Raw genomic sequence first — 1,051 nt, 5'->3', positions numbered from 1 at the left:
CGACGACGCCGACCCGTATCGACAATCTCAACTCGATCCATAGCCGCACTGTCCTTTTTGACGTCAATAAGGACAGTCAGTGCCAAATCCGACAATTCCTACAAGGCGGCCCACCTCGGATGCGTACGCAGCATCAAGCCTGACTGCCTTACTATTTAGGTATGAGCGCACACGCTCATGAACTTTCCGCCGTCTTCCATGCTTGGATGCTTTATCAATCGCTTCGAGCAATCGTAGCTTTTCCTTATAGCTCTCGGTCTGGGTCATGGGCGAATCTCTCCTGCTCCTCAGGTTACGGACCTTTCATCTGAAGTAAATCCCTAGTAATTCGGCATTTTTATACGTGAGAAAATCAAAATCATGATTTTCTATAATTTTATTTCAAAGTAAAAAATTTGATTTGTTAGGATGAATTCTGCCTGTCAGGTTCGTTGCAACGTCGGTTGCTTCAAATCTAACAGCGCAGGCCCATAATGCCTTCAGGTCGATACGTCGCGTACTACAGGGTTTCCGCCGCCCGCCAGGGACGTTCCGGCCTCGGCCTCGATGCGCAGCGCGCGGCGGTGCATACCTACCTAAGCGGAGGGGCCTGGGAACTGGTAGACGAGTTTGTCGAGGTCGAGAGCGGCAAGCGCGCGGATCGGCAACAGCTCGCAGCCGCCCTCGCCGCCTGTCGTTTGCACCGTGCCGTGTAAAGCACATAGATAATCCTTGGCTTATCGTGCCCCACGATACCTGCCGCTTTGTTCTCCAAGACCCCGGCATTCTCCAGCAAGGTCGTCTCGGTCTACGCATGTGAGAGACCTCGACTTTGATACGCCCTAATGGTACGTAGATCGAGAATGGGTGGCTGGAAACTCCAGTTAATTCAAAGACATAGAGAGTCTGTCAGCGTTTCCCCTAGGGCGCGCCACACTCCCCTAATACTACTGTGTCATAAACTTTGTGTGGCAGCAGGGACATCGTGGGAGCCTTCGCACGAGAGTGCAGATGAGTTCAGCCCGGATGGTGGCGATCGACTGGGCGACGTGGCGTTCGGGGCGGATGGGTG

General features: G+C 53.3%; 1 protein-coding gene. It reads left to right on the top strand.

Annotated elements, in window-relative coordinates; translation table 11 throughout:
- Positions 1–473: 473 nt before the first annotated feature.
- A complete protein-coding gene (locus FS320_RS44010; RefSeq protein WP_152718734.1) occupies positions 474–695 on the top strand; it encodes a recombinase family protein in 222 nt (73 codons plus the stop codon).
- The last annotated feature ends 356 nt before the right edge of the window (positions 696–1,051 follow it).

It is taken from the genome of Microvirga tunisiensis, assembly GCF_009296175.1.
Lineage (GTDB): Bacteria > Pseudomonadota > Alphaproteobacteria > Rhizobiales > Beijerinckiaceae > Microvirga > Microvirga tunisiensis.
The sequence above is the reverse complement of the archived record's forward strand: the minus strand, read 5'-3'. Positions and strand labels throughout refer to the sequence as shown.